Source organism: Streptomyces chilikensis, assembly GCF_001642695.1.
Classification (GTDB): Bacteria; Actinomycetota; Actinomycetes; order Streptomycetales; family Streptomycetaceae; genus Streptomyces; species Streptomyces chilikensis.
The window spans coordinates 1,386,682-1,406,066 of the sequence record NZ_LWCC02000005.1 but is presented as its reverse complement, the minus strand read 5'-3'; the positions used below and the strand labels follow the sequence as shown (position 1 = coordinate 1,406,066).

At 75.3% G+C, this 19,385-nt stretch carries 20 protein-coding genes and 2 pseudogenes; 8 read left to right on the top strand and 14 right to left on the bottom strand.

The features are described from left to right. Positions 1 to 181: 181 nt before the first annotated feature. The 4 genes from A2U95_RS06265 to A2U95_RS06250 form a co-directional block, all read right to left on the bottom strand. A complete protein-coding gene (locus A2U95_RS06265; RefSeq protein WP_166021222.1) occupies positions 182 to 1,630 on the bottom strand; it encodes a penicillin-binding transpeptidase domain-containing protein in 1,449 nt (482 codons plus the stop codon). Further along, positions 1,627 to 3,057, bottom strand: a complete 1,431-nt coding sequence (locus A2U95_RS06260; protein WP_166021221.1) for an FtsW/RodA/SpoVE family cell cycle protein — start codon at positions 3,055 to 3,057, stop codon at positions 1,627 to 1,629. The genes A2U95_RS06265 and A2U95_RS06260 overlap by 4 nt, the downstream gene beginning before the upstream one ends. Positions 3,058 to 3,099: 42 nt before the next feature. After that, the gene (locus A2U95_RS06255; RefSeq protein ID WP_166021220.1) at positions 3,100 to 3,462 is read right to left on the bottom strand and encodes an SH3 domain-containing protein; all 363 of its coding nucleotides are present in this window, start codon (positions 3,460 to 3,462) and stop codon (positions 3,100 to 3,102) included. Between the two features lie 147 nt (positions 3,463 to 3,609). Next, the gene (locus A2U95_RS06250; RefSeq protein WP_166021219.1) at positions 3,610 to 4,686 is read right to left on the bottom strand and encodes a PucR family transcriptional regulator; all 1,077 of its coding nucleotides are present in this window, start codon (positions 4,684 to 4,686) and stop codon (positions 3,610 to 3,612) included. A 287-nt stretch (positions 4,687 to 4,973) separates the two neighbouring features. Here A2U95_RS06250 and A2U95_RS06245 point away from each other — a divergent pair, with 287 nt between their 5' ends. From A2U95_RS06245 to A2U95_RS06235, 4 genes are all read left to right on the top strand, one after another. Then, complete coding sequence (locus tag A2U95_RS06245) at positions 4,974 to 5,138, top strand: hypothetical protein (RefSeq protein WP_166021218.1); 165 nt, start codon at positions 4,974 to 4,976, stop codon at positions 5,136 to 5,138. Continuing rightward, positions 5,135 to 5,542 (top strand): hypothetical protein, encoded by a 408-nt coding sequence (locus A2U95_RS06240; RefSeq protein ID WP_166021217.1) that lies wholly within the window; start codon positions 5,135 to 5,137, stop codon positions 5,540 to 5,542. Before A2U95_RS06245 ends, A2U95_RS06240 begins: the two co-directional genes overlap by 4 nt. Continuing rightward, positions 5,542 to 5,673 carry a hypothetical protein gene (locus A2U95_RS33355; protein WP_277350867.1) on the top strand — a complete coding sequence of 44 codons (132 nt, stop codon included), beginning with the start codon at positions 5,542 to 5,544 and terminating at the stop codon, positions 5,671 to 5,673. The genes A2U95_RS06240 and A2U95_RS33355 overlap by 1 nt, the downstream gene beginning before the upstream one ends. 86 nt (positions 5,674 to 5,759) lie before the next feature. Then, positions 5,760 to 6,554, top strand: coding sequence for a hypothetical protein (locus tag A2U95_RS06235; RefSeq protein WP_166021216.1), 795 nt, complete (start codon positions 5,760 to 5,762; stop codon positions 6,552 to 6,554). A gap of 79 nt (positions 6,555 to 6,633) precedes the next feature. Here A2U95_RS06235 and A2U95_RS06230 read toward each other — a convergent pair whose 3' ends face one another. The 8 genes and pseudogenes from A2U95_RS06230 to A2U95_RS06195 form a co-directional block, all read right to left on the bottom strand. Then, positions 6,634 to 6,858, bottom strand: a complete 225-nt coding sequence (locus A2U95_RS06230; RefSeq protein ID WP_166021215.1) for a tautomerase family protein — start codon at positions 6,856 to 6,858, stop codon at positions 6,634 to 6,636. Between the two features lie 128 nt (positions 6,859 to 6,986). After that, positions 6,987 to 7,176: pseudogene (locus tag A2U95_RS06225) on the bottom strand (hypothetical protein). A gap of 58 nt (positions 7,177 to 7,234) precedes the next feature. Further along, positions 7,235 to 9,280 (bottom strand): ATP-binding protein, encoded by a 2,046-nt coding sequence (locus A2U95_RS06220; protein ID WP_166021213.1) that lies wholly within the window; start codon positions 9,278 to 9,280, stop codon positions 7,235 to 7,237. Continuing rightward, on the bottom strand, positions 9,277 to 11,094 hold the full coding sequence (locus A2U95_RS06215; protein ID WP_166021212.1) for an HSP90 family protein: 1,818 nt from the start codon (positions 11,092 to 11,094) through the stop codon (positions 9,277 to 9,279). The genes A2U95_RS06220 and A2U95_RS06215 overlap by 4 nt, the downstream gene beginning before the upstream one ends. 203 nt (positions 11,095 to 11,297) lie before the next feature. Beyond that, positions 11,298 to 11,420 (bottom strand): hypothetical protein, encoded by a 123-nt coding sequence (locus A2U95_RS33350; RefSeq protein ID WP_277350866.1) that lies wholly within the window; start codon positions 11,418 to 11,420, stop codon positions 11,298 to 11,300. A gap of 145 nt (positions 11,421 to 11,565) precedes the next feature. Beyond that, positions 11,566 to 11,787, bottom strand: a complete 222-nt coding sequence (locus A2U95_RS06205) for a hypothetical protein (protein ID WP_151771280.1) — start codon at positions 11,785 to 11,787, stop codon at positions 11,566 to 11,568. A 249-nt stretch (positions 11,788 to 12,036) separates the two neighbouring features. After that, a pseudogene (locus tag A2U95_RS06200) lies at positions 12,037 to 12,264 on the bottom strand (M23 family metallopeptidase); the annotation flags it as partial. 398 nt (positions 12,265 to 12,662) lie between these two features. Further along, positions 12,663 to 13,052: a VOC family protein gene (locus tag A2U95_RS06195; RefSeq protein WP_166021211.1), complete on the bottom strand. Its 390-nt coding sequence runs from the start codon at positions 13,050 to 13,052 to the stop codon at positions 12,663 to 12,665. Between the two features lie 104 nt (positions 13,053 to 13,156). Here A2U95_RS06195 and A2U95_RS06190 point away from each other — a divergent pair, with 104 nt between their 5' ends. Next, positions 13,157 to 13,945 (top strand): TetR/AcrR family transcriptional regulator, encoded by a 789-nt coding sequence (locus A2U95_RS06190; protein WP_166021210.1) that lies wholly within the window; start codon positions 13,157 to 13,159, stop codon positions 13,943 to 13,945. Between the two features lie 66 nt (positions 13,946 to 14,011). After that, positions 14,012 to 14,956 carry a Rieske (2Fe-2S) protein gene (locus A2U95_RS06185; RefSeq protein WP_206282825.1) on the top strand — a complete coding sequence of 315 codons (945 nt, stop codon included), beginning with the start codon at positions 14,012 to 14,014 and terminating at the stop codon, positions 14,954 to 14,956. A 191-nt stretch (positions 14,957 to 15,147) separates the two neighbouring features. On the opposite strand, the gene A2U95_RS06180 is transcribed toward A2U95_RS06185, so the two are convergent. Beyond that, positions 15,148 to 16,170 (bottom strand): aldo/keto reductase, encoded by a 1,023-nt coding sequence (locus A2U95_RS06180; RefSeq protein ID WP_240957215.1) that lies wholly within the window; start codon positions 16,168 to 16,170, stop codon positions 15,148 to 15,150. Next, positions 16,167 to 16,610: a MerR family transcriptional regulator gene (locus A2U95_RS06175; protein WP_166021209.1), complete on the bottom strand. Its 444-nt coding sequence runs from the start codon at positions 16,608 to 16,610 to the stop codon at positions 16,167 to 16,169. Before A2U95_RS06175 ends, A2U95_RS06180 begins: the two co-directional genes overlap by 4 nt. A gap of 153 nt (positions 16,611 to 16,763) precedes the next feature. Between A2U95_RS06175 and A2U95_RS06170 the strand changes: the two genes are divergently transcribed. Together A2U95_RS06170 and A2U95_RS06165 are read left to right on the top strand one after the other, a co-directional pair. Beyond that, positions 16,764 to 17,603 (top strand): arylamine N-acetyltransferase family protein, encoded by an 840-nt coding sequence (locus A2U95_RS06170; protein WP_166021208.1) that lies wholly within the window; start codon positions 16,764 to 16,766, stop codon positions 17,601 to 17,603. A 244-nt stretch (positions 17,604 to 17,847) separates the two neighbouring features. Next, positions 17,848 to 19,377: a serine/threonine-protein kinase gene (locus A2U95_RS06165; RefSeq protein ID WP_206282824.1), complete on the top strand. Its 1,530-nt coding sequence runs from the start codon at positions 17,848 to 17,850 to the stop codon at positions 19,375 to 19,377. Positions 19,378 to 19,385: the final 8 nt, after the last annotated feature.

Genomic DNA, 19,385 nt, shown 5'->3' with positions numbered 1-19,385 from the left:
CTGGACGGCACGAGTCCGCGGAGGCCGGGTCCCTTTTCGGGAAAGGGCAGCCGGGGGAGGGGCGGTGCCGTCCGCCGGGCCCGGTCCGCGCACCCGCGGTGCGGCCCCGCGCGCGGGCCCGCACGGCACGGGCGCGGTGGGCGCGGTCCGGCCGGCGGGGACGCCCGCACGGTCGTGCCGCTCAGGAGTCGAGGACCGCCTTCATGACCGCGCGGGCGACGGGGGCGGCGACGTCACCGCCGGTGATGTCGCCGCGGTCCGCCGCCGCGTCCTCGACGACCACCGCCACCGCCACCCGCGGCTCCAGCTCGCCCTTCCCCCGCGCCCACGACACGAACCACGCGTACGGCGTCCCCGCGTTGCCCACGCCGTGCTGCGCCGTCCCCGTCTTGCCCCCGACCTCCGCCCCCGCGACCGCCGCCTGGCCCCCCGTCCCGTCCGTGACCACGCCCGTCATCAGCTCCCGCAGCAGCCGCGCCGTGACCGGCCGCACCACCTGCCGCAGCCCCCGCGGCCCGGCCCGGCCGATCGTCGTCCCGCCGTCCGTCGTGGTCCGCTCCACCAGGTACGGCGTGCGCGCCGTCCCGCCGCCCGCCACCACCGCGGCGACCCGTGCCATCTGCAGGGGCGTGGCCCGCGTGTTGTACTGCCCGATCGACGACAGGGCCAGCTGCGCCCGGTCCACGTCCGGGTCGAACGTCGAGGGGGCCACCCCGAACGGCACCCGCAGCCCGGCGTCGTTGAAGCCGAACTCCCGTGCCGTCCGCGTCATCCGCTGCGCGCCCACCCGCACGCCGAGCCGCGCGAAGACCGTGTTGCAGGACCACTCGAAGGCCTGCCGCAGCGTCGCCCGCCCGCACTCCGCCCTCTCGTCGGTCAGCTCCGTGCCGGTGCCCGGCAGCCGGTAGGGGCCCGGCACGCCGACCCGCTGGTCGAGGTCCCGCACGACCCCCGCCTCCAGCGCGGCCGCCGCGGTGACCACCTTGAAGGTGGACCCCGGCGGGTACGTCTGCCGCACCGCCCGGTTGAGCAGCGGCTGGTCCGCGTCGCCCAGCAGCCGGCGCCAGGCCCTGGCCGCGGACGGCCCGTTGCCCGACAGCTCGGCGGGATCGTAGGAGGGGGTGGAGACCATCGCCAGGATCCGCCCGGTGGCCGGCTCCAGCGCCACCACCGCGCCCTTGCGGTCGCCCAGCCCCTCGAACGCGGCCCGCTGCGCCGCCGGTTCGATCGTGGTGAACACGTCGCCGCCGCCGTCGGCCGGTCCGCCGAACAGGGGGAGCGCGGCGAGCAGCGGATGGCGGCCGGCGAGGACGTCGTCCTCCGCGTGCTCCAGCAGGGTGGCGCCGTAGGCCAGCGAGGCGAAACCGGTGACCGGCGCGTACAACGGGCCGTCGGTGTACGTGCGTTCGTGGCGCAACCGCTCCCCGGTGTCGACCGAGCCGGTCACCGGGCGGCCGCCGACCAGGATGTCGCCGCGCGGCCGGTGGTGGCGGTCGATGTCGGCCCTCCGGTTCGCCGGGTGGCGCTCGTACGGGCCGGCCTCGACCACCTGTACCCGCGCGGCGTTCACCAGCAGCGCGGCGAGCAGCAGCAGGCAGAACAGCGCGGCGTGGCGGACGGTGCGGGTCACGGCCCCGCCTCCCGCGGACCGCCCACCGGACCGCCCACCGGACCGCCCACCGGACCGCCCACCGGACCGCCCACCGGCACGGCGGACGGGCCGTCCGGGGGGACGTCCTCCGCCGGGGCGCGGTTGGCCGCGTCGCCGAGCCGGATCAGCAGGGCGACGATCACCCAGTTGGTGACCACCGAGGACCCGCCCTGCGCCAGGAACGGCATCGCCATCCCGGTCAGCGGGATCAGACCGGTCACCCCGCCCGCGATCAGGAACACCTGGACGGCGACCAGCGAGGCCAGCCCCACCGCCAGCAGCCGTCCGAACGGGTCGCGCGCCAGCCGGGCGGCGCGGTAGCCGCGTTCGACGAGCAGCGCGTAGAGCACGATGACGGCGCTCAGCCCGGCCAGCCCCAGCTCCTCGCCGACCGTGGCCAGGATGAAGTCCGACTTGACCGCGAAGCCGATCAGGCTCGACTGCCCCTGACCCAGCCCTTCCCCGGACAGTCCGCCGGCCGCGAAGGCGAAGAGCGACTGGGCGAGCTGTCCCGCGCCCTCGCCCGCCGCGACGGAGGCGAACGGGTCCTGCCAGTCCGCCACCCGTCCGCGCACGTGCGGCTCGATCCGCGCCACGGCCACCGCGGCGGCCGACAGCAGGGCCGACCCCAGCGCGATCCAGGCGAGGCGGCCGGTGGCGACGTAGAGCAGGATCACGAACAGGGCGAAGAAGAGCAGGGAGGTGCCCAGGTCCCGCTCCAGCACCAGGACGCCCACGCTCAGCAGCCAGGTCGCGGCCACCGGGCCCAGCGCCCGGCGGCCGGTCCCGGCGAGCGCCTCGCGGTGGGCCGCCAGGTGCCCGGCGAAGAACACCACCAGCAGCACCTTGGCGAACTCCGCGGGCTGGAGCGAGAAGCCGGCGGCACGGACCCAGATCCGGGAGCCGTTCACCGCAGGGAAGAAGGCCGGGAGCACCAGGAGGGCCGGCGCGGAGATCCCGCACGCGCGGGTGACCCGCCGCAGCGCGCGGTGGTCCCGCAACCGCCAGACGACCAGGATGAACAGCCCGGCCCCCAGCATCGACCACACCAGTTGCGCGGGCGCCGCCCGGTCGCCGGGCGTCTCCAGGTCGAGGCGGTGGACGAGCACCAGGCCCAGGCCGTTGAGCAGCACGGCGATGGGCAGCGGCAGGGGGTCCGCGCGGGGGGCGCGCAGCCGGACCACGACGTGGGCCGTCAGGGCCAGCGCCCCGAGCCCGGCGCCGTGACGGACGGCGTCGGGCGGGACGTGTCCGGTGCGGGCCAGGCCCACGGCGCAGTAACCGCACACGGAGAGGAACACGGCGAGGACGATCAGGGCGAGCTCGACGCCCCGGCGGCCGGCGGGCACCGCCGGGGCGGGCGTCGGCTCCGCTGCCTTCCCGTCCCGCGCGGCCTGGGTGGTCATGGGTCGGAACGTAGCAAGCGGCGGCCGTGTTGTCCCGTTATGTCAGCACCAGCGGGGGGCCGGGCCGATGTTCTTGATGTACCGGGCGGGACCCCAGGCCCAGGTGCCGTCGGCGAGCAGGTACCAGAGCGGGTTGCCGTCGACGGTCTCGCCGGGGGCCTTGCAGAAGATGTCGACCACCGAGCCCCTGGGGGCGAAGCCGATCACCTCGCTGCCGGTGGTGGGCGAGGTGTGCAGCCGCAGGCCTCCCGGGGCCGTCACGCGGCCCTGGTAGAACTGCTCGCTCGGCGGGGAGGGGTGGTGGTGGTGGTCGTCCCCGGCCGTGGCCGGCGCGGCGCCGGCGAACAGCAGGGCGGTGGCGGCGGCGCTCATGACGACGCGGGACAGGGAGCGGCGCAGGGCCATGGGAACCTCCGGTTGTCGCGGACCCGTTACGTGCTGCCACGCTAGGCAGACGCCGGTCCGCCCGCCCGCCGTGGAGCGCCGTCCGGGTGGAGCGCGGGCCGCGGGCGGTGATGCCGCCCGTCGGGCGGCCGCGCGGACGGCGTCGGCTCACAGTTCCTGCGCGGGCCAGTTGAGGAGCCGGGCGCCGATGGCCGCGGTCTGGAGCGTGTACCGCTGACCCGGATCCGCGGGGTCCGCCCCCGTCAGCTGCCGTATCCGCTCCAGCCGGTACGTCAGCGCCCGCACGCTCAGCGACAGCCGCCGCGCCGCCTCCGCCGCCACGCACCCGGAGTCGAAGTACGCGGTGAGCGTGTCCAGCAACGGCCGGGCCCCGCCCCGCGCCGACCGCAGCGGCCCCAGCGCGCTCACCACCAGGTCGGCGAGCGCCTGCCGGTCACGCGCCAGCACCGGGTAGACCAGCAGGTCCGCCGCCTTGAGCACCGGTCCGTCGAATCCCAGCCGCTCCGCCATCTCCAGCGTGTTCAGCGCCTCCTCGTACGACTGGACGACACCCCCGGGCCCCGGATGGGACCGCCCCACCGCGACCCGTCCGCCGTCCGTCGCCGCGTACGCCTGTTTGGCGAACCAGGCGAGGACGTCCTCCTGGTCGCCCGGCGCGATGCACAGCATCCGCCCCTCCTTGGTGGTGACCAGGATCCGCCGGCTGTCGAACCGCGCGGTCATCGCCCGCACCACCCGCCGCGGCACCGGGTCGCCCTCCTCGTACGCGGCCGGCCCCTCCGCCACGGCCACCGCGTGCGCGCGGGCCAGCCGCAGTCCGTACCGCTCGGCCCGCTCCGCCAGCCGGCCCAGGTCGCTGCGGCCGTGCAGCAGGTCGTCGATGAACTCCCGCCGCCCCGCCTCCTCCTGACGGATCGCCTGCCGCTGCGCCCGCTCGTACCCCTCGGCGAAGGAGTCGACCGCCTGCTGGACCGCGGCCAGCGCGGAGTCCGCCGAACCGGGCCCGCCCGCTCCGGCGGACGCGGCGGGCCAGGCCTCCCGGGCTGCGGCGAAGTGCGCGCCGACCATTCCGCGCAGCCCCAGCCCGGCCTCGGCCGCCTGCTCGCCCAGGTCCCGGCGGGACTCCAGCTCCTCCCGCGTCAGGCGGCGTCCGGTGGCCGCGACCTCGACGAGGATGCGGTCGAAACCGTCCAGGAAGTCCTCCGGTCCCACCCCTGGAGTCATCGCTCCACCGCCCGTTCCCTCGACGCTTCTTGACGCGTTCCTGACGCCCACCCGGCAGCGGGACCTTAGCCAACGCTGCCGGAAACCGGCAATGCGCGGGTCCGCCGCGGGCGTTCATGATGTGCACACGGGGAGCACGGGGGACGACCCCGGTTCCGGACCCCGGCAGTGTGCCGGGGTCCGGAACCGGGGCCTTCGACGACGGCCCGCCGCGGCTCGGTCCGCGCGGCCGTCCGGACCGTTCTCCCCACCGCTCAGAGGTGTTCCCGACGCTCGAGGACGTTGCCATGGACGCTGTTCCCACCGGCACCGGCGTGCTTGCCGCCGGCTGCCCGCCCGCCGCCCCGCCGCCGGTGCCGGTCTCCTCCAAGCCGTTCCGGAGGGGGGAGCGGGGCGGGACGCCCCTCGCACCGAACCGCCGTTCCCGCTCCGGCGCCCGCACCGCGGCATGAACCGCATCGCCCGGCGCGTGCGGCCCGTCACGTCCGGCGCCGGGCCGGCCGCCGTGACCGACGACCACCACCGCGCCCGGGCCCGGACCCCCGCCACCGGCGCCGGGGCCGGCCTGCTCCGGCTGTCGGAGCCGCGTGGCAGTCTGACCGGTGAACAGGCCGACCCCCTCCGGGAGGTCCGGGCCGCGTCCGCGCGCGCCCGTGCCCCCGGCGGACCGGAGGGCGACCCCGTCACCCGGGCCGTCGCCGCCCTCGGCCCGCTCGCCGACCGCGTCGCCGCGATCGGGACCGCCCTCACCAGGACGCACCGCGACCGCGGGCGTGGACCCCGCCGGGACCGCACCCACGGCCAGGACCACGGCCGCGACCGCGCGTACGACCGTGACCGGAAGGAGACCCCCTGATGGCCCCCTACCTGATCCCCGTCGCCCCCGCCCTCCTGCTCATCGCCGTCTCCACGGCGTACCAGGTCCGCCGCGACCGCCGCGTCGTCGAGGGCTTCCTGCCGAGCGAGGAGCGCGAGCCGCAGGACTGACCCGCCCGTTCCCGCACCGGACCCCGCCGTGCTCCGATAGGGTCCCTGGCGCACCGCAGTCACCGTCCCGCGCGAAGGGCCCCACCGTGTCCCCGGAAGATCTTCCGCCGGCCGAGTCCGTCCCCCCGCCCGTCCCCGCCGCCCCGAAGGCGCGTCGCCGGCTGCTGCGGGCGCGCGCGGTCCTGGTGGTCTGCGCGCTGTCCTCCACGGTGCTGCTCACCGCCGCCTGCGGTGACAGCTGCGCCGTGTCCGGAGGCCGCAAGGGCAACTCCGGCGGCTCGGACGGCGGCGGCTCGTCCTCCTGCGCCGGCGGCGGCTCGTCCGGCTACGGCGGCTACCACGACTACGACGACGATGACGACGACCACGGCTCGGGCTCCGGCGGCTCGTCCGGTTCCTCCGGCTCGGACCCCACCGACCTCTACGCGGAGGAGTTCCCGGACGAGGCGGAGCCGGGCGACGCGACCCAGATGGTCACCGTCTACCTGAACCAGCAGTACTTCCCGAAGGTCATCGCCTGGACCAAGGACCCCGCCACCGGCACGTGGAAGGAAGAATTCTCCGCCGGCCTGGCGGAGGACGGCATCGGCGTCCCCGAGGGCACCTATCCCGTCACCACGGCCTTCGGCGACCGGAAGGCCCCCGAGGGCACGCGCTTCCCCTACGAGCGCGTCACCGGGGGAACCTTCCGGGGCCTCGACCTCGGCCCGTCGAACGTCTCCCACGGTTTCGTCGCCGACACGGACGGGGCCGGGGACACCCTGGTCCACGGATACGGGGAACCGGACGACACCGACCTGATGGTCGACGGCGACACGGTCGAGAAGATCATCGCCTGGCTCGACCCCGAGGCGCACCCGCGGATCACCTTCTACCGCTGAGCGGGCGGCGGGGCGCCGGCCGGTGGTCCGCCGCCCGGTGGTCCGTCGACCGACGCCCCGTCAACCGGCGGTCCGCCGGTCAGTAGTCCGGGAACTGGATCAGCCGGTCCTCGCGCCCCGCGATCTCCGGCCGGTACACCTCGGCGTCCCAGTCCTCCCGCTCCACCGGCTCCAGCCCGATGGACACGGCCCCCGCCCGCACCCCGAACGCCTCCTGCACCGCCTCCGAGACCCGGGCCGCCAGTCGCGCCCGGGTCTCCTCGTCGAGGTCCTTGGGGAAGTGCTTGATGATCACGTGCGGCATGCGCCGGTCCTCCGTCCCGTGGCCGGGCGCGCGGGCCGGATCCCCGCGCGCCGTTCCCGGCCGTCCCCACGATGGTGGCAGCGGGCCCGGATCCGCACCGCACCGGCCCGCCCCGGTTCTCCCCGCCCTCAACGCCTGGCGGCGCGGTACCGCCGCAGCAGCTCCGTCAGCCGCGCCGGGTCCTTCGCCCCGTTGAGCTCCGTGAGCAGGTCGTCCGGACACAGCTCGTACAGGTCGCCCCAGTGGCGCTTCCCCCGGTTGTCCCAGATCCGGTACCCGCCCGGTACCCCCCCGGGCCACATAACGCCGTCCGGCCACCGCCGCCTTCCCCGTCCCCGCGGTTCGTTCCGCGTCCTTCACCGGTCGTCCGGGCTTCTCAGCAGTCGTCCAGGCTCTCCTCGTCGACGTCCTCCTCGTCGAGGCCGTGGGCCTCCATCACGGCGCGGGCCTCCTCGGCGGCTCCGCGCGCGCGGAGGGCGAGCGCCAGGGTGACGGCCGCCGTCCAGTCGTCGTCCGCGCCGAGGGCGAGGGCCGCGCGGGCGGCCTCCTCCGCGGCCCCGTGCTCGCCGAGCCGGAACCGCACCGCTCCCAGGGCGGTCAGCGCCCGGGCGAGCACCTCCCGGTACTCCGGGCCGGAGCCGGGCGGTTCCTTCCGGACCGCCTCCAGTTGTGCCGCGGCCTCCTCCGGGCGCCCCGCGTCGCGCAGCACGTCGGCGAGGACCAGGCGGACGTGTGCCGCCCGGAGGGCTCCGACGCCCGGCCCGGTCACGGCCGCCTCCGCCGCCGAGGCCGCACGGGCCAGCGCCTCGGGACCGTCCGCGGTGCGCAGGGCCATGACCAGTGACCTCAGGCGTTCCTCGGTGCGGCCGGCCGCCGCGTAGCCGAGGGAGGCGGACAGGAACCAGCGGTGCCGGTCGCCGGCGTCCGTCAGCAGGTGGCCCAGGTCCTCCTCCAGCCCGGGCCGGGACGGCAGGCCGTCGAGCACGGCGTCCGGGGCGGTGCCCTCCACCAGGTCGCGCAGGACGGCGGCGGCCCGCTGCCGGTCGCCGTCCGCCCGGTGCGCGCGGACCAGCAGCCAGGCGGCGCGCGGCCCGTGTCCGTCCAGGCCGAGGCGTTCGACCTCCCGGACGGCCTCCTCGGCGGCCTCCGCCGCCTCCTCGCCGCGGCCGGCGTCGAGCAGCGCCTCCGCCGCCTCCAGCCGGGCCACGGCCGCCGCCTCGCCCTCGCCGGCGGCGGTCAGCGCGGCGACGTTCTCCACCAGCTCCCGGATCCGCCGCGCCCGCGGATCCGCGGCGGAGTGCGCGGCCGGGTGGAAGACGTGCAGCGGCAGCGGTTCGCCGAGCGGCCCCGCCGCCATCCGCCGCCGCAGCCGTTCGCCCTGGTACGCGTTGCCGTTGCGGGCGTCGAACCGCTCGCCCAGTCGCAGCGCCCGCTCCCGCAGTCCGGCGGCCAGCGACGCCACGGTGACCGCGCCCCGCCCGCCCGCGGAGCCGGCGCGGGAGCGCACCGGGCGGTCGCCCTCGCCCCGCTCCTGCAGGGTGCGCAGCACCGCCACCGCGGCCGCGCAGAAGTCCGCGTCGGCGAGCGGGGTGCGCGGCGAGTCCAGCCAGTGCAGGTGCCGTTCGACCAGGTCGAGGCCCCGCTCCGGGTTGCCGGTGTGCACGCAGAACATCAGGTGCAGCGCGAGCTCGGCCAGGTGGTACGGCTTCTCCCGGATCCGCCGGTAGGCGGTGCGGTGCGCCTCCAGCGCCTTGTGCGGCTGCCCGGTCCGCAGGTACGGCAGCAGCAGCTCCGAGTTGATCCACTGCGGCTGGTCGCTGCAGTAGGAGGTGCGGGCCGGTTCGCCGACCTCGATCGCCTCCTCGTCCCGGCCCAGCGCCACCAGGGTGCGGGTCTGGCTGCTGGGCACGCAGCCCGCGCAGTCGGAGAGGTGGTCGCGCGGGGCGCGGGCCATCCGCTCGTAGTGCTCGCGCGCCTGCTCCAGCTCGCCCACGCTCTCGGCGATCAGGCCCCGGTGCTGCAGCACGGCGTGCATGCTGTGCCCGCCGCGCCGGTAGCGGCGTTCCATGTCCTCCAGCAGGTCCAGGGCGTGCCGCAGCGGGATCTCCGGGAACTGGTGGACGTTGTAGATCATCCACTTCAGGTTCCACAGCAGGCTCCGCTCGCTCCACCCGCCGAAGCGCTCCGGCTCGCGGTCGTAGGCCGCCAGGCACCAGGAGAAGGCGACCATCGCCTTCTGCGCCGCCCCGTTGTTGTGGAAGACGGAGGTGGAGCGCATCCGGATCTCGAAGGCGAACTCCACCAGCCCGAGGGCGTCCGCGTGCCGGGCCGCCTGCTCCAGCGCGGCGAACTTCGCGGGTCCGGCGGGCATCCGGTTCGCCTCGGCGTAGAGCTGCCGGACCTCCTGCTCGGTACGGCTCATCGGTCGTCTCCCGGGGAGGTGGCGGACGCGGACACGGCACGGCCGATCAGGCCGAGGAAGGACTGGTTGAGCACGGCGGTGTCGGCCGGGCGCAGCGGGTGGTGGCCCAGCAGCAGGGCCTGGACGTACAGCCCCTCCAGGCAGGTGGCCCGCAGCTCCGGGTCGGCGAGCGACAGCACCTGCCGGGCCAGCGCGTTGCGGTGGTTGAGCACCAGCCGGGGCCGTGGCTCGCCGTCGGCCTCCAGGCTGCCGAGGATCGACGCCCACACGTCGTCGACCCGGCCCTTGGTCTCCCGCAGGTCCATCCGGAACGCCGTGTCGTCGTCCAAGAGGTACAGGGCGGGCAGGCCGGCCGGCTGGAAGGACCGCACCAGCAGGTCGCAGCCGAGCCGGCCGAGGACCTTCTCGGCCGCCGCCAGCACGGGAGCCAGCGCCCGTTCCTCCTCGGCGTCCAGCCGCTCCAGGTGCGTCGTGAGGTCCGCGGCCCGCAGCACCTCCGTCTCCAGGGCGGGCTCCACCGCGGCGAGCCGCTCGAGGATCTGCGCGTCGTACACGTAGCCCGCGTTGACCACGGCCAGCCCCTGCGCGGCGGCCACCGGGGCGAGCTGGCGGAACTCGTCCACCAGCGGGGTCCAGCGCACCAGGCCGTACCGCTCGCGGAACTCGCTCAGGGTGTGCGGGCCGACGTTGGTCTCCATCGGCCAGAAGTCGGCGACCAGCCGCAGCATCTCGTCGTCGTGCAGGGCCAGTGCCTTCACGCCGAGGTGGTGCACGCGCAGGAAGTCCCGCAGCCGCGCGGGGTCCTGGCGGCCGAGCCGCACCAGCCAGGTCCGCAGCACGTCGCCCAGCGCGTCGCGGGTGGACTCCAGCAGCGCGTCCTCGTACAGCGCCTCCCGGCCGGCGGTGGGCCGCAGTTCGGCGGTGTCGACGACGCACCGCACGAAGAACGCCCATTCTGGCAGCAGCCGTTCGGCGCGCTCGGAGAGCAGCATCCGCTTCAGGTAGACCCGGTGCGCGGCCGGCACCGACGGGTTGGCCGGCATCGGCAGCACGAAGGCCACGCCGCGCAGGCCGGCCTCGGCGGTCTCCAGGTCCACGACGTCGAACGGCGCGAACCCGAACACCTCCTGGCAGTAGGCCTCCAGCCGCGCCCGCCGCCGCGCCGGCGTCTCGTCCTCCGGACGGTCCCAGGGCGCCGGTCCGCCGGTGATCCCCACGCCGTCCACGGTGACCGCGTGCGGCAGCCGTCCGCCGAAGCGGGTCGCCAACTCGGTCACCGAGGCCCGGGTCAGCAGGTGTTCGCTGCCCCGGCGCGGCCGCAGCGTGACCGTGGTGCCGGTCTCCGGGCGCTCCTCGCCGGGCCCGGCGGTGCGGACGGTGTAACTGCCGTCCGACGCGCCGTGCCAGAGCACGGTGGGCTCCCCCTCACGGCGGGTGGTGACCTCGACGGCGTCCGACACCATGAAGCAGGACAGCAGGCCGATGCCGAACTGGCCGAGGAACTCGTGGCGCGCAAAGCCGAGTTCGTCCCGCTTGGAGCTGCGGCCGATGGTCGCCAGCAGCTCGTGCACCTGGGCCTCGGACAGTCCCACGCCGTTGTCGGTGACGGTCAGCGAACCGTCCCCCGTGCTGTCCGCCGACTCCACCACGATCCGGCCGACGCCCCGTTGCCCGGCGTCGGCCCCGTGCGCGGCGGTGATGGCGTCCACCGCGTTCTGCAGCAGTTCCCGCGCGTACACCTGCGGGCTGGTGTACAGGTGGTGGCTCAGCAGATCGACGATCCCGCGGAGATCCACGCGGAAGCTCTGACTCACCTGGTTCTTCCCCCCATCCGCCCTTCCGGGCTCTCGAACAGGGAGAACAGTAGAGCGGGTAACCGACACCCGCGGCCGAAAAACCGTGCCGCGCCCCGGCGGGCGTGCGTGACTCCGAAGGCGTCACCCGCCCCGCCCTTGCCCCCGCCTCCGCCGCCCGGACGCCGTTCCCCGGCCCCGCGGCGAGGGCGGGCGCGTGGCGGTCAGCCCCGCCGGGTGGCCCCGGCCTCCGGAACGAAGGGCTGCGCGTCGTCGAGCCAGAGGGTCTCGTCCTCCCCGAAGTCCGGGGCCTGGAACGGCTGGGTCGCCGGAGGAGGCGACGCCACGGCGGCGCGCTGCTGGGATGCCCCGTCGGGGGCCGAGAACAGCGAGGACAGTTCGATGAGGGGATCTCCCGTTCGTTGACGGGCCCGCGTGGCCGCGGGCCCGGGTGCCTTGGCCGGGCACGGCGGCGGTGACGGCGACGGAGCTCTAGAGCTTGCTCATCTTGGCGTACGGGCTCAGGACCCGCACCTGCGACGGGCCGAAGTCCACGAGGGCGGCGATCCCGTCCTCGATGCCGATCACCCGGCCGAGGCCGTACAGGTCGTGGGTGACCCGGTCACCCACGGCGAAGTGTTTGAGGGGCGGCGCGACCGGGGCCTTGAAGGGGCTGGTCGGCAGATGACGCTTGGGTGCTGCTGACTTTGTCATTGATGCCAGTATGCGCCCGCCGGGGCCGCCCGGCAGGCCCTCGTGCACTGTGAGATGAGACCGGTACCGGAGGGCGGGCGGGCCCGGCCGCGCGACCGGACGCACGAGAGGCCCTCCGGCGTCGTGCCGGAGGGCCTCTCGTTCACCTGGTGCGGGGGTCTCCCCACCGTGCGCCGCCGCGCGTCACCGGTCACCGGTCACCGGTTCAGATCTTGACGCCCTTGGAGGCGAGGAACTGGGCCGGGTCGAGGCGAAGCTCGCGGACAGCTTGTAGTGCTGGACCGGGTCGACCCAGCTCGGCTTCACGGCCTTCTTGGCCTGGGCGACCGCCTGGGGGGCGACCGCCTCGGGAGCGCCGGCCGCCGTCGCGACCCCGGCGCCCAGTACCACCGAGGCTCCGAGGCCGGCCGCGACGACCGCGGCACGGGTGCGGAGGGCGGAGGTACCGGAGGTGCGGAGCGTGACGCGCTGGAACATGCGGAACCCTTTGGCTCGGAGATCGGGACTGCCGCCGGTGGACCGGGGCGGTGCCCGGCGACGGGTTCATTGGTAACCGGTACTCCAGCCGGGTGACAAAGGTGTGATCTACGAAGCTTCTTCGTAAGAGGCGCAGAGAGTGAGATGGCTACGCATAACGTCACAAATCGGAATGAAACGGAAACGTGCAGGCAGGGCGGCCGGAACGTGTCCCCGGACGGCCGGAACGACACTCGAGGCCCCGCCCCCGTCCTTCTATCCGGCTTAGTAAGTGATCTGGGCCCTATGGGCCACCTCACCGCCGGACCGCTTCCGGAGGGCTTGGAAACGGCGCCGGGGAGCCGTCCGTCCGGCTCTCCGGCGCCGCGCGCGAGGGGTCGGGCGACCGCCCCGAGGGGTCAGGCGGCCGCGCTCCCCTTCCAGTCGACCAGCTGCACGATGACGCCGTTGGGGTCGCGGACCTGGAAGGCGCGTTCGCCCCACTCCTCCTCGGTCAGCGGCATGGTCACGGTCACGCCCTCGGCCTCCAGGCGGGCCAGCTCGCCCTCCAGGTCGTCGACCTCGAAGGCCAGGATCAGGCCCTGTGCGTGGTCGTCGCGCTGGTCGGCCGGAAGCGACTCCAGGCCCCGGCGCAGGAACACCACGTTCATGGCGAGGTCGTCACGGGTGAGGGAGGCGAAGCCGTCGGCCGCCATCGCCTCGTGGAATCCGAAGTGGTCCTTGAGGAAGGCGCTGGAGGCGGAGACGTCCTCGACGTTCAGCGAGACGGCGCATGCGGTGATCTTCATGGGGGCCTCCTGGGCGGAACCATGGCTGCGGCGGATCTGGCGGGCTTTCTCTGTACGACGTACATTATACAGCGTACAGCAATGGTTCCGGGGAAGATGTGGACGTGCCGACCGAACGAACCAGCGCGGGGGACCCCGCCAGCACCCTGCGCCTGCTGTGGCGCCACACCCTCGGGGACCCGAAGGCCGACGCGCCCGCATCCCCCCGCCGGGGCCCTCGCCGGGCACTGAGCGTCGACGTCGTGGTGGACACCGCGACCCGCATCGCCGACGCCGAAGGACTGGACGCGCTCGCCATGCGCCGGCTGGCCGGCGACCTCGGCGTGGTCCCGATGACGCTCTACACCTACGTCCCCGGCAAGGCCGAACTGCTCGACCTCATGCTGGACGCCGCCTACGCCCGCATGCCCCGCACCGACACCTCCGGGCGCCCCTGGCGGGACCGGGTCACCGCGGTCGCCGACGAGAACCGCGCGCTCTTCGCCCGCCACCCCTGGGCGGCCACCGTCTCCACCGTCCGGCCACCGCTCGGGCCGGGGCAGATGGCCAAGTACGAGCACGAACTCTCGGCGTTCGACGGACTCGGCCTCGACGACGTCACCATGGACGACTGCCTGACCCACCTGCTCACCTTCGTCCAGGCCAACGCCCGCACCGCCGCCGACGCCCGTGCCGCCCGCGGCGACGGCGGCATGGACGACCAGGAGTGGTGGGAGGCCAACGCCCCGCTGCTCGACCGGGTCCTCGACCCCGCCGCCTACCCCCTCGCCTCACGCGTCGGCACGACGGTGGGCGAGACCCACGGCAGCGCCCTCGACCCGGACCACGCCTACGCGTTCGGACTGCACCGCGTGCTGGACTCGTTCGCCCCGCTGATCGAGCCGGGGCGGTAGCGGCCGGGCGCCGGGGCGGTGGCGGCCGGTCCGTTTGCCGGAGGTCCCGGCGGGGACCCGGCGGCCATGACCACGACGCCTCGTCGCCGCCGACTGCGGCAGAACCGAACCCTGTGGCTGCTGGACCGCCTGGAGCGCGACCCGAGGGCGGACGCCCTGATCGAGACGCTCCGCGAGCGGGTCCGGGCCCTGCCGCTCGGCAGCGGCCGGGACGCCCTGCACGGCAGGTGGCTCGGCCACCCGGTGCACCCGCTGATGGTGCAGCTCCCGATCGGCAGCTGGCTCTCCGCCGCCGTCCTCGACCTCAGCCCCGGCCACGCCCGTGAGGCGCGCCTGCTGGTCGGCGTCGGCCTGGCCGCGGCGGCCCCGGCCGCGCTGGCCGGCGCCGTCGACTGGGCGGACCTGCACCGCCAGCAGCAGCGCGTCGGCCTGGTCCACGCCATGACCAACGCCGTGGGCATCGGCCTGTACGCCGCCTCCTTCGCCTGCCGCCGCAAGGGCGACGCGGACGGCAGCACGGCGGGCCGCGTGCTGGGCTTCCTCGGCATGACGGCCGTCGGGATCGGCGGCATGCTGGGCGGCCACCTCGCCTACCGCCAGGCCTCCGGCGCCAACCACGCGGAAGAGGTCCCGCACCTCGTCACCGAGGGCTGGCACCGCGTCGGCCCGGTGGCCGACTTCCCCGCCGGCCGCCCGGTGCGCCGCATGGTGGACGACGTCCCGGTGCTGGTGGTCCGCGAAACGGGCGGCACCGTCCACGCGCTGGCCGACCGGTGCAGCCACCTCGCGGGCCCGCTCTCCGAGGGCACCGTCGCCGACGGATGCGTCGAGTGCCCCTGGCACGGCAGCGTCTTCCGCCTCTCCGACGGCTGGAACGTCCGCGGCCCGGCGACCGCCCCGCAGCCCGCCTTCGACACCCGCGTCGTCGACGGCCACGTCGAGGTGGCCCTGCGGAAGGGCGACGAGGAGCGTCCGGCCCCGGCGGAATCGGAGTCGATCGGGGCGGGCTAGACGGGTGAGGGCGTGGGCGGCGGCCCGGCCGGCGGGCGGGAGGACACGCGCGGCCCCACCGCCCCCGCCCCTCCGTCAGCCGGCCGCGCGTGGGCGTGCCCCGGAACGGCTGACGGAACAGCCGTTCCGGGGCACGTGCGCACCGCGCACGCGGCGCACCGAGGGGGCGACGGCCCCCGGGCCCGCTCCGGTTACTCGCGTCCCGCCGACGAGGTGCTCATGTCGGGGTAACGGTCGCCCGCGACCTGCTCCGCGAGCGGTTCGAGCCGCTTCAGCTCGTCCTCCGTGAGCCGGACCGCCGCTGCCGCCGTGTTCTCCTCCACCCGCGCGGGCCTGCGCGTCCCCGGGATCGGGACCACCGTCAGCCCGTGGACCTCCGCCTGCGTGTGCACCCAGGCCAGCGCCACCTGCCCCGGGGTGAGGGAGCGGTCCTCGGCGATCTGCCGCAGCGGCGCGAGCAGTTCCGCGTTCCGCGCCGCGTTCTCCTCGGTGAACCGGGGGAGCGTGCGCCGGAAGTCGTCGGCCGACAGTTCCCCCGCCGACGTGACCGCACCGGTGAGGAAGCCCCGCCCCAGCGGCGAGTACGGCACGAGCGTCACCCCCAGCTCGGCCGCCGCCGGCACCGCCGTCCGCTCCACGTCCCGGCTGAAGACCGACCACTCCGACTGCAGGGCCGCGATCGGATGCACCGCGTGCGCCGCCCGCAGCTCCGGCCCGGTCACCTCGCTCAGGCCGAGCTGCCTGACCTTGCCCTCCTCCACCAGCTCCGCCATCGCGCCGACCGTCTCCTCGATGGGGACCGACGGGTCACGACGGTGCATGTAGTAGAGGTCGATCACCTCGACGCCGAGCCGCCGCAGGCTGCCCTCGACGGCCTGGCGGATGTACGGCCGGTCGTTGCGGATGCCGCGCCACTGCGGCCGCTCCGGGTCCAGCTGGATCGCGAACTTCGTCGCCACGGTCACCGCGTCGCGGTTCGCGGCGACGAACGGCGCGATGAACTTCTCGTTCTCCCCCAGCCCGTACATGTCGGCCGTGTCGTACAGCGTCACGCCCAGCTCCAGCGCCCGCTCCAGCGTGGCCCGCGCCTCGCCGGCGTCCGTCGGCCCGTAGGCGAAGCTCATGCCCATGCAGCCCAGCCCCTGGACGCCGATCTCCGGGCCGTCCGCGCCGCCGAGCCGCACCTTGTCGAGGGGAGTCCTGTCGAGAGTCACCGTGCCGAACCTCCATAGATTTCGATCTTGAAGTCGAGTACCGCGAGCGTCGCCCGCAGCTCGGCGATGTGCCGCCGCACTTCCTCCCGGTGCCGGACCAGCAGCTCCTGCCGGGCGGCGAAGGTGTGGTCGCCCTCGCGCAGCAGCTCCGCGTACCGCACCATGTCCGCCACCGGCATCCCCGTCAGCCGCAGCCTGCCGACGAACTCCAGCCAGCGCAGATCGTCGTTGTCGTACCGGCGCTGCCCGTTGTGCGAGCGGCCCACCCGGGACATCAGCCCGATCCGCTCGTACCAGCGGAGCGTGTGGGCGCTCAGCCCGGTCAGGGCCGCCACCTCGCCGATGGTGTAGCTGTCCTGCCCGTCCGGCCGGGGCCGGACCGACGTCCGGGACGCGCAATCGCCCACACCGGCCGCCGCGGCTGTCTCGGTCACCGTCATGACCTCCACGCTAGAGACTTGGAGTGCACTCCAGGCAAGCACAACCGGCACCCCCGGGCGTGCCGCATTCCTCCACGGACCACCCGTATGGCCGGTACCGGCCACTATGCTGACCATCCGTTCGAACGGGGGTGCGGGGTGCGGAGGGGGAGCATGATCGACGTCGACGGTTATCTGGCCGTGCTGGGGGTGGCCCGGCCGGCGGCCCCCACCCCCGAGTCGCTGCGGGCACTGCACCGGGCGCACGTGGAGCGGGTCGCCTACGAGAACCTCGACATCCACCTGGGACGGCCGACGGGCATCGGCGCCGCGGAATCCGTGGCCCGGGTCCTGCGCGGCCGCGGCGGCTACTGCTTCCACCTGAATGGGGCCTTCGCCACCCTCCTGACCGCCCTCGGCCACGACGTCACCCTGCACCGCGCCGGGGTGCAGGCCACCCCCGGGCACCCCGCGGGCGCCTCCGGCGACCACCTCGCGCTCACCGTGCGGCTCGGCGGCGAACGGTGGCTGGTCGACACCGGCCTCGGCGACGCCCTGCACGAGCCCCTGCCGCTGCGCGAGGGCACGTACCGCCAGGGGCCGTTCACCTACACCCTGGCCCCGTCGACGGCGACCCCCGGCGGCTGGCGCCTCACCCACGACCCGCGCGGCTCGTTCACGGCGATGGACTTCGCGCCGGACCCCGTGGAGCTGCCCTCCTTCACCGCGGAACACCTCCGGCTGTCCACCTCCCCCGACTCCGGCTTCGTCCGGGTCCTCACCGTCCACCGCCGCGACGCCAAGGGCGTCGACGCGCTGCGCGGCCTCGTGCTGCGCCGGATCGACGCCGGGGGCACGGACGAGCGGACGATCGACTCCGCCGACGACTGGTACGACGTCCTCACCGGCGTCTTCCGCCTGGACCTGGCCGACGTCGACGCCCCCGCGCGGACCGCCCTGTGGAACCGCGTGCGCACCGCACACCTGGAACGGGAGGCGTCGCGGCGACCGTGAACGGCGCGCCGCCGGCCCGGCACGCCGCCCCCTCACCCTCCGGGCCGGCCGCCGCCCTCCTCACCCTCCGGGCCGGCCGCCGGCACCCTGCCGCGGCCCCCGTGGCGACCCCACGGTTCCGCCCCCTCCGGGACACCGCGCCGACTTCGTCCGGATATTCGACGCCCTCCCGGGGTACCCGCTTCGCCACGGCCTCCCATCGGGGGGCCCGGTCCGGTACGCGGTGACAGCAACGGAGAGCCAGATGACGGTCCGCCGAACAGCAGCCCTGCCCCAGGCGCCGGTTCCCGCGGACCCGTGGCCCGACGAACTCCTGGCCGACCGCTACCGCCTGGGCGAGAAGATCGGGGCGGGAGGCATGGCCGACGTCTACGAGGGCGTCGACACGCGCCTCCGCCGGCCCGTCGCCGTCAAGATCTTCCGGCCGGGCCCCCACGCGCGGACCGAGGACAGCCTCGCGGTCGAGGCCGTCCTCCTCGCCCGCCTCCAGGACCCCGGCCTGGTCACCGTCTACGACGTCGGACACCACGACGAGCGCCCGTACCTGGTCATGCAGCTGGTCGACGGCCCCACCCTGCGCGGCCTCCTGGCGGACGGCACGCTGCCCGAGCGGCGCGTGGCCGGCCTCGGCGCCGCCCTCGCCCGGGCCCTCACCCACGTCCACCGGGCCGGCATCGTGCACCGCGACGTCAAGCCGTCGAACGTCCTCCTCGACGCGGCCGGCGACCCCCACCTGGCCGACTTCGGCATCGCCCGCCTGGTGGACACCACCCGCCACACCGCCCCCGACGTCCTGACCGGCACCGCCGCCTACCTGGCGCCCGAGCAGGTCGAGGGCAAGCGCATCGGGCCGGCCGCGGACGTCTACGCGCTCGGCCTGGTCCTGCTGGAGTGCCTGAAAGGCGCACCGGAGTACGAGGGCACCTTCCTGGAGGCGGCGATCGCCCGCGTCCACCGCCTGCCGGAGATCCCTTCCTGGGTGTCCCCGGAGCTGACCGCCCTGCTGCGCGCCATGACCGCCCTGGACCCGGAGTCCCGCCCGGACGCCGAACAGTGCGCTACGGCCCTCGCCGCCCTCCACCTCACGGGCGACCCGCACCCCGCACCCCTGCCGGCACCGCAGGCGACCCGCCGCCACGCGCACCGGGCCGCCGCCCCGGGCGCCCACGCCGCCCACGCCGCCCACGCATCGCCGCACGCGGACGAAGCGGCGGTCACCCGGACCGCCCCCGTGGGCCGCCCCCGGCACCGCAGCCGCCGCCTGGCCGTGGGCACCGTCCTCGCCGCGCTCTCCGTGGCCCTGGGGACCACCGTCGCCGTGGCCCCGGGCACCAGCGGGACCAGCGACGACCCCACCTCGACCGCCGCGGCCCCCGCCGACCGGCCCTCCGGCACGGCGACTCCCGGGGAACGCGACGGCGCGGCCCCGGACACCGGTTCCCGAACGGTGCCCGCCTCCACCGACACGCGCCCCTCCGACCAGGCGGCCCCGCCGAACCACGCACAGGTCCGCCCTCACGGCGGCGAATCCCGCCACCCACTCCCCAACCGCCCCCGGCACGCGGCCGACAACGCGGGGTCCGACAACGCGGGGTCCGACAACGCGGGGTCCGACAACGCGGGGTCCGACAACGCGGGGTCCGACAACGCGGCCGACAACCCGGGGTCCGCCCCGGACGGCGCCACGAAGCCTTCCGACAGGAAGAACGAGGCGGCCGAGGCGGCCAAGAAGAACAAGCCCGCACACCCGCAGGCACAGAAGGGCCGGGGCTGAAACCCGGC

Coding starts and splice junctions, on each gene's coding strand:
- A2U95_RS06260 (WP_166021221.1), bottom strand. CDS start 3,057: ATGACCACCCAGGCCGCGCGGGACGGGAAGGCAGCGGAGCCGACGCCC.
- A2U95_RS06255 (WP_166021220.1), bottom strand. CDS start 3,462: ATGGCCCTGCGCCGCTCCCTGTCCCGCGTCGTCATGAGCGCCGCCGCC.
- A2U95_RS06250 (WP_166021219.1), bottom strand. CDS start 4,686: ATGACTCCAGGGGTGGGACCGGAGGACTTCCTGGACGGTTTCGACCGC.
- A2U95_RS06245 (WP_166021218.1), top strand. CDS start 4,974: ATGGACGCTGTTCCCACCGGCACCGGCGTGCTTGCCGCCGGCTGCCCG.
- A2U95_RS06240 (WP_166021217.1), top strand. CDS start 5,135: ATGAACCGCATCGCCCGGCGCGTGCGGCCCGTCACGTCCGGCGCCGGG.
- A2U95_RS33355 (WP_277350867.1), top strand. CDS start 5,542: ATGGCCCCCTACCTGATCCCCGTCGCCCCCGCCCTCCTGCTCATCGCC.
- A2U95_RS06230 (WP_166021215.1), bottom strand. CDS start 6,858: ATGCCGCACGTGATCATCAAGCACTTCCCCAAGGACCTCGACGAGGAG.
- A2U95_RS06220 (WP_166021213.1), bottom strand. CDS start 9,280: ATGAGCCGTACCGAGCAGGAGGTCCGGCAGCTCTACGCCGAGGCGAAC.
- A2U95_RS06205 (WP_151771280.1), bottom strand. CDS start 11,787: ATGACAAAGTCAGCAGCACCCAAGCGTCATCTGCCGACCAGCCCCTTC.
- A2U95_RS06195 (WP_166021211.1), bottom strand. CDS start 13,052: ATGAAGATCACCGCATGCGCCGTCTCGCTGAACGTCGAGGACGTCTCC.
- A2U95_RS06185 (WP_206282825.1), top strand. CDS start 14,012: ATGACCACGACGCCTCGTCGCCGCCGACTGCGGCAGAACCGAACCCTG.
- A2U95_RS06175 (WP_166021209.1), bottom strand. CDS start 16,610: ATGACGGTGACCGAGACAGCCGCGGCGGCCGGTGTGGGCGATTGCGCG.
- A2U95_RS06170 (WP_166021208.1), top strand. CDS start 16,764: ATGATCGACGTCGACGGTTATCTGGCCGTGCTGGGGGTGGCCCGGCCG.
- A2U95_RS06165 (WP_206282824.1), top strand. CDS start 17,848: ATGACGGTCCGCCGAACAGCAGCCCTGCCCCAGGCGCCGGTTCCCGCG.